The 7179-nt window shown below is 69.6% G+C and carries 5 protein-coding genes; 2 read left to right on the plus strand and 3 right to left on the minus strand.

Going from position 1 to position 7179, the window contains the following annotated elements:
* Positions 1 to 37 precede the first annotated feature (37 nt).
* Positions 38 to 1678: a phosphoglucomutase (alpha-D-glucose-1,6-bisphosphate-dependent) gene (gene pgm / locus AC1C2U_RS08500; protein ID WP_495361303.1), complete on the plus strand. Its 1641-nt coding sequence runs from the start codon at positions 38 to 40 to the stop codon at positions 1676 to 1678.
* A 180-nt stretch (positions 1679 to 1858) separates the two neighbouring features.
* On the opposite strand, the gene AC1C2U_RS08505 is transcribed toward pgm, so the two are convergent.
* The 3 genes from AC1C2U_RS08505 to AC1C2U_RS08515 form a co-directional block, all read right to left on the minus strand.
* Positions 1859 to 3247 carry an amidase domain-containing protein gene (locus tag AC1C2U_RS08505; RefSeq protein ID WP_495361304.1) on the minus strand — a complete coding sequence of 463 codons (1389 nt, stop codon included), beginning with the start codon at positions 3245 to 3247 and terminating at the stop codon, positions 1859 to 1861.
* A 118-nt stretch (positions 3248 to 3365) separates the two neighbouring features.
* A complete protein-coding gene (locus AC1C2U_RS08510; protein WP_495361305.1) occupies positions 3366 to 4787 on the minus strand; it encodes an MFS transporter in 1422 nt (473 codons plus the stop codon).
* Complete coding sequence (locus AC1C2U_RS08515) at positions 4780 to 5592, minus strand: M15 family metallopeptidase (RefSeq protein ID WP_495361306.1); 813 nt, start codon at positions 5590 to 5592, stop codon at positions 4780 to 4782. Before AC1C2U_RS08515 ends, AC1C2U_RS08510 begins: the two co-directional genes overlap by 8 nt.
* A 222-nt stretch (positions 5593 to 5814) precedes the next feature.
* On the opposite strand from AC1C2U_RS08515, the gene AC1C2U_RS08520 reads away from it, so the two are divergent.
* Positions 5815 to 7086 (plus strand): ABC transporter substrate-binding protein, encoded by a 1272-nt coding sequence (locus AC1C2U_RS08520; RefSeq protein WP_495361307.1) that lies wholly within the window; start codon positions 5815 to 5817, stop codon positions 7084 to 7086.
* Positions 7087 to 7179: the final 93 nt, after the last annotated feature.

Raw genomic sequence — 7179 nt, forward strand, 5'->3', positions numbered from 1 at the left:
GCTGGCGCGCCTCCTCAACCCACGAGAAACTAGGAGCATGCACGAGCGAGCAGGAACCCCGGCGACCGCATCCGACCTCATCGACGTGGAAGCACTCGTCAGGGCCTACTACGAGCGGCATCCGGATGCCGAGGTTTCGGCGCAGCGCGTCGTCTTCGGCACCTCAGGCCACCGCGGGTCGGCGTTCACGTCGAGCTTCAACGAAGACCACATCCTCGCGATCACGCAGGCGATCGTCGAGTACCGCACCGCGCAGGGCATCACGGGGCCGCTCTTCATCGGCGCAGACACGCACGCGCTGAGCGCGCCGGCCCAGACGACGGCACTCGACGTGCTCGTCGCCAATCAGGTGCGCGTGCTCGCCGACGAGTTCGACGACTACGTGCCGACGCCCGCCCTCTCGCACGCGATCCTGAAGTGGAACAACGACCCCGCGAAGCGCGCCGAGGGTGAGGCCGACGGTATCGTCATCACCCCATCGCACAACCCCCCGCAAGACGGCGGCTTCAAGTACAACCCCCCGCACGGCGGGCCCGCCGACTCGGATGCCACGAAGTGGATCGCCGACCGCGCGAACGAACTCATCGCCGGCGGCCTCAAGGAGGTCAAGCAGGCCGAGCCGAGCGGCGTCGAGACCTACGACTTCCGCGGAAACTACGTCGCCGACCTCGCGAACATCATCGACTTCGACGCGATCCGGTCGGCCGGCGTCAAGATCGGCGCCGACCCGCTCGGCGGGGCATCCGTCTCGTACTGGGGCGCGATCCGCGACGCCTACGACCTCGACCTCACGGTCGTCAACGAACGCGTCGACCCGGCCTGGTCCTTCATGACCCTCGACTGGGACGGCAAGATCCGCATGGACCCGTCGTCGCCGAGCGCCATGGCCTCGGTGCTCGAACACGCCGGCGACTTCGACATTCTCACGGGCAACGACGCCGACGCCGACCGGCACGGCATCGTCACGCCCGACGGCGGCCTCATGAACCCCAACCACTACCTCGCCGTCGCGATCGAGTACCTCTTCGGGCACCGGCCGAACTGGCGAGCGGATGCCGCGATCGGCAAGACCCTCGTCTCGAGCTCGATGATCGACCGGGTCGCCGCCTCGCTCGGCCGACGCCTCTGGGAGGTGCCGGTCGGCTTCAAGTGGTTCGTGCCCGGCCTCGTCGACGGCTCGGTCGGCTTCGGCGGCGAAGAGAGCGCGGGCGCCTCGTTCCTTCGCTTCGACGGCACCGTCTGGACGACCGACAAAGACGGCATCCTGCTGTGCCTGCTCGCCTCCGAGATCCGCGCCGTCACCGGCCGGTCGCCGTCAGACCTCTACCGCGACCTCGTCGAGCGATTCGGCGACCCGGCCTACGAGCGAACGGATGCCGCGGCATCCGCTGCCCAGAAGGCCGCACTCGGCAAGCTCGACGGCGACGCCATCTCGGCGACCGAACTCGCGGGCGAACCGATCACCGCGAAGCTCTCGCACGCGCCGGGCAACGGTGCGGCGATCGGCGGCGTGAAGGTCGAGACGGCCGACGCCTGGTTCGCGGCGCGGCCGAGCGGCACCGAAGACGTCTACAAGATCTACGCCGAGTCGTTCAAGGGGCCCGAGCATCTCGCAGAGGTGCAGGCCGCCGCGAAGGAGATCGTCGACGCCGCGCTCGGCGCTTCGCCGCTCGAGTAGCAGGAGCCGGCACGCCGCGACGAACCGCGCGCAGGCGGTCGGACACCTGACTATGCAGCAATTCAGGAGGGCACCCGGCGTGTCGCCCCGACACGCCGGAACAAGACGGCGCGACACGCCTCCGCTCCTGAATTGCTGCACTGGTCAGGCGCGACCAGCTACGTCAGAGAGAAGTACTGTTCACGTCAGCGAGAAGTAGGTGACGGCGCCGCCGCCCGAGGCGAGGGCCTCGTCGACGTTCCAGTAGTCGGCGTCCTTGGTGTGGCCGCCGACCCAGACGGTCGTGCCGGTGGCACTCCGGTCGACGCGGGTGACGACGGCCGTGTGGTCGCGGTCGCCCGAGCCGTCCCAGTCGAACTGGGCGACGTCGCCGACCTTCACGAGGCCGCGCTGCGAGTCGTCGAGCGGCGTGGCGAGGTCCGGGCGGGTGTACAGCCAGTCGCGCATCGCAGTCGAGCTCGCCCAGCTGGGCGACATCGCGCCCGTCGCCTGGTCGTAGTACCAGCCGGCATCCATCGCCCAACCGCGGGCGGCGAGGGACTGGCTCGTGAAGTTCGCGCAGTCGACACCACTCAAGACGGTGTACGCGGCCGTGTTGTAACCGCTCCAGTAGGTGAGCACGTAGCCCAGCTGTGCGTCGATCGCGGGGTTCGAGGTGTAGGTGAGGGTGAGCGGCTGCGAAGCCGCGTGCACGGCCGCTTCGTCGATCGCGGTGAGCTGGGCGGCGAGTGACACCGGGGCGGCGGCGCCGGCCACGGTCGCGGTCCCGGGTGCCACGACGGCGACGGGCGCCCCCGCGACATCCGTGAACGCCACCTCAACACCACCGAGGGCGGTGTCGGCCACGGCGGGCACCTGGAACGTGAGCTGCTCGGGCGCCGCAGCGACGATGGGCGCTGCAACACCGCCGACGGCGACCTGGCCCACCTGGTCGAGCTCCTCGCCCGTCACAGTCACCTGGGTGCCGCCGGTGAACGGCACGGCGGCTGTCGAGAGCCCGCTCGTGACGGCCGGCCTCGCCGAGATATCGATCGACGAGATGAGCTCATCGCCGGCACCGACACCGTGTTCGGTCGCCGCTGGCTGGTCGCTCGCGCTCGCGAGGGTCGCGTCGGCGTCAGGGTCGGCCGATGCCGCAGAGACGGCGCCGAGCGCACTGACGCTCAGGATGGCGCTTGCGCAGCCGAGCGCGACGAACCGGCGCGGCGTGCTACTCGACGAACGCCGGTTGCGCACTCGCTCGGCGCGGTGCCGGGCACGGAGCGTGTTGCGACTCTCGAGATCGCCGAAGGACTCGCGCGGATCCCCGCCCGATGCTTCGCCGAGTGTCTCGTCGGATTCCGTGCCGGGCTTCTCGTCGGATGTCTTGCCAGATGTCTTACCGGATGCTGCTCGCACCGGTGTCGGCTCGCCGATGACGGCCGTCTCGGCCGTCTCGGCCGTCTCGGCCGTCTCGGCCGTTGCGCCGGTGACGGCCGGGCCGCCATCCGTGGGTTCGCGGAACGTCGAGCGCCGTCGGGCGGGTGGTTCAGTGGGCGTGGAGGCAGGCGTGAAGAAGTTGAAGGGCACAGGCGAAGATTCCGGGTCGGCATTTTGGGGGACAGAACACCCCATCACGCCAAATTGTGAGGAACCCTCTCAAACTCTGGGAACCCGGTGAGAGCGCATTCATCGCGCAGCCCCGCAGCTAGGACGCCGCAACCCTGCGATTCGCGGCCATCGCCCGCAGCCCGGCGATGCCGAGCGGCACCAGCACCAGCAGGGCCACGACGTTCACGCCGGCGAAGCCCGCGATGCCGAGCACGACACCCGACAGGGCAGCGGATGCCGCAGCCGCGAGGTTCATCGCGGCGTCCGTGGCGCCCTGCAACGGCACCCGGATCGCCGGATCGACCGACGTCGTCAGCAGAGTGGAGCCGCCGATGAGCCCGCACGACCAGCCCAAGCCGAGCAACCCGAGCGCCAGCGGGACGAGCAGCATGTCATCGGCCGGCGCCAGGATGCCGATGAGTGCGGCGACCGTGAGGATGCCGGCGCCGGTGGCGATCACGCGCGCCGGGCCGATGCGGTCGACGAGCCAACCGACGAGCGGGCTCGCGCCGTACATGCCGAGGATGTGGATGCTGATCACGACGCCGACGAGCGACAGCGACAAGCCGTGTGCCGTCATGTGCACGGGCGTCATCACCATCACGCCGACCATCACCGTGTGCGAGCAGACGATCGCGAGGATCGCGAAGAGGGATCGCGGGCTGCGGGTCGCGGTGCGGAATGCGGACCACGCGCCGACCGGACGATCCAGGTCGCGGGAGCTCCCTGCGCCCGTCGAGCTCCCCGAGCCCGTCGAGCGCCCCGCGCTTGTCGAGCTCCCTGCGCCCGTCGAGCTCCCCGAGCTTGTCGAAGGGAGGCCGGGCGGCACGAGGGAAGCCCCTTCGACGGGCTCAGGGAGCGGAGACGCATCCGCGGCGTCCGCGGCGTCCGCGGCCATCGTGCCTGGCTTCGGCAGCCGGAGCATGGTCGCGACGAGCAGCGTGGAGAGCGCGAAAGCGGCGCCCGAGAACAGGAACGGGCCCACGAGCGGCGGCAGGCCGAGCTCGAGCCCGAACTCGGCGCCGGTGGCGGAAAGGAGGGGGCCCGCGACCGACCCGAGCGTCGTGGCCCACAGCACGAGCGACATCGAGCGCGCCTCGAAGCCGGCAGCCGCGACCTCTGTGGCGGCGAAGCGGGCCTGCAGGCCCGCGGCGGCACCCGCGCCGAACGCCGCAAGGCCGAGGAAGACCAGCGGCACCCAGCCGCTCGCCGCGGCCGCCACGACGAGCACCGCACCGACCAGCGCGAGGGCGTATCCCGTCGCAAGCGCGACGTGGCGCCCTGAGCGCACCGCGAGCTTGGCGAGTGGGATGGCGGCCAGCGCGGCCCCGAGCACGCTCGCCGACTGCGCGAGACCCGCGAGCGCGACGACGCCCGTCATCTGCTCGACGAGGAGCGCGGCGACCGCGATGCCCGAAGCGACCCCGACGCCCGCGAGCAGCTGGTTGATGATCAGTACGGTGATGGAGAGACCGCGCCGCGGCCCCTTCGACGCGCTCAGGGCGCGCCGCTCACTCATATTCGGGTGCAGCCGGGAGGCCGAAGAACTCCTCGAGCGTCGTATAGCCGGTCTCGTGCATTTCGGTGGCGAGCGGTACGCCGACGTAGCGATAGTGCCAGGGTTCGAACTCGTAGCCGGCCACCGGCGTCTTGTCGGCGGGATACCGCAGGATGAACCCGAACCGCCAGGCGTTGTCGCGCAGCCAGATGCCCTCGGCGGTGTCGGCGAAGCACGTCGCGAGCGAGCAGTCGCCGCTCTCGGCGCCGATGTCCATGACGAGCCCGGTCTGATGCTCGCTGAACCCGGGCCGGGCGGTGAGCAGGTCGTCGCCGTCGTAGATCGACTCCTGCGAGGAGTAGGAGCGGAATGCGCTGTTCGAGGCGAGCGAGAGATCGGCCTCATCGGCCGCGGCCTGGAACATCGCGACAATCGCGTCGGACGCTTCCTGACGCATCATCGGCTCCCAGGTGTGCGGCACGGGCACATCGACGAGGTCGTCGGGCTCGAAGTCCTGCGGGTTCATCGGGCGCAGCTTGTTGACGACGACCCAGATGCTGTTCGGGTCGTCGAGGGAGTGCGCGGTGCGGTCGAAGGTGTCGACGCTCGCGGGCGGCGGGGCCTCGCCGGGCGCCGGGCGCGGCGCTTCGGGCGTCTGCGAACCGGATGCCCCGCCCGCCGTCGCATTGCCCGCCGAGCCGCCGGAGACGGCACCGATGACGACCACGGCCACCGCGATGAGGGCGAGGCTGATCGAGACGGCGATCACCATGCGCCGGTTCTGCGTCACCTCATCGGGCGACGTTCGGCGTTCGCTTGCTGGCACCGGACGAGTCTACGCCGGGGTCGCTGGGCGACCCGTGGCCAGCTGTCAGGGGCGTCGATGTTGATCACGGCTCGATAACGAATTCGGTGCATGAGAGCGCTCTCTTGACTTTGCCGATCGCGGCTGGCTAGCATCGTGCTGCATCGTGAGAGCGCTCTCACCGTTGGTGGGCGGCGTGTCTCACGTGACCATTCCGACACCCACGCACACAAGGGAGTGACCGTGAAGCTTTCACGACGCACCAAGGCGATCGCCGCAGCAGCAGGCGCAGCATCCATCGCCCTCATCGCCGCCGGCTGTTCGCCGACGACCGAATCAGGAGGCGGCAACGAGAAGATCGAATTGAGCGTCGCCACGTTCAACGACTTCGGCTATTCCGACGAACTCCTCCAGGAGTACATGGATGCCAACCCGAACATCACGGTCGTGCAGAACAAGGCCGCGACCTCGAACGATGCTCGTGCCAACTACTTCCAGAAGCTCGGCAAGACCGGCCTCGCCGACATCGAGGCGATCGAGGTCGACTGGCTTCCCGAGGTCATGCAGTACTCCGACCTCCTCGCCGAGGTGCCCGCCGACCTGGGCGACCGCTGGCTCGACTGGAAGGTGCAGGCGGCGACCGACGGCGACGACCGCCTCATCGGCTACGGCACCGACATCGGCCCCGAGGGCGTCTGCTACCGCTCCGACCTACTCGCCGCGGCAGGGCTGCCGACCGACCGCGAGTCGGTCGCGACGTTGCTCGAGGGCGACTGGGCGAAGTACTTCGAGGTCGGCGCGCAGTACACGGCTGCGACCGGCGGTGCATGGTTCGACTCGGCGGGCGGCACCTACCAGGGCATGATCAACCAGGTCGAAGCCGCCTACGAAGACCCCGACTCCGGCGAGATCATCGCGACCGAGAACGGTGACGTCGAAGACATCTACAACCAGGTGCTCGACGCCAGCGCGACGCAGTCGGCGCACCTCGGCCAGTGGAGCGATGACTGGCTCGCAGGCCTCTCCAACGGCGCATACGCGACCATGCTCTGCCCGGGCTGGATGCTCGGCGTCATCTCGGGCAACGCCGAGGGCGTCACCACGTGGGACGTCGCGAACGTCTTCCCCTCCGGCGGCGGCAACTGGGGCGGTTCGTACCTGACCGTTCCGGCCAACGGTGAGCACGTCGACGAGGCGCAGAAGCTCGCGGACTGGCTGACCGCGCCTGAGCAGCAGATCAAGGCGTTCGTCAACGCGGGCACGTTCCCGAGCCAGAACGAGGCGTTCACCGACCCGGCACTGGTCGACTACACGAACGAATACTTCAACGACGCCCCAGTCGGCCAGATCTTCACCGATCGCGCCAACGCCGTCACGGTGGCTCCGTTCAAGGGCGAGTTCTACTTCCAGATCAACGACGCCATGCAGAAGGCCCTGACCCGTGTCGAAGAAGGCACGCAGGACAAGCAGGCCTCGTGGGACCAGTGGGTCGCTGAAGTCGACGCGATCGGCTAGCAACTCAGGTCGACCATCGGCGTGGGGGGGGGGGGGGTGCCAGCACCCCCCGCAACACCCCCCCCCCCCCGCCCCCCTCCCACCCACCACCCC

Source organism: Agromyces sp. Y575, from assembly GCF_059445445.1.

Excerpts from the sequence above, each read along its gene's own strand:
- AC1C2U_RS08510 (WP_495361305.1), bottom strand. The coding sequence starts at position 4,787 with ATGAGTGAGCGGCGCGCCCTGAGCGCGTCGAAGGGGCCGCGGCGCGGT.
- pgm (WP_495361303.1), top strand. The coding sequence starts at position 38 with ATGCACGAGCGAGCAGGAACCCCGGCGACCGCATCCGACCTCATCGAC.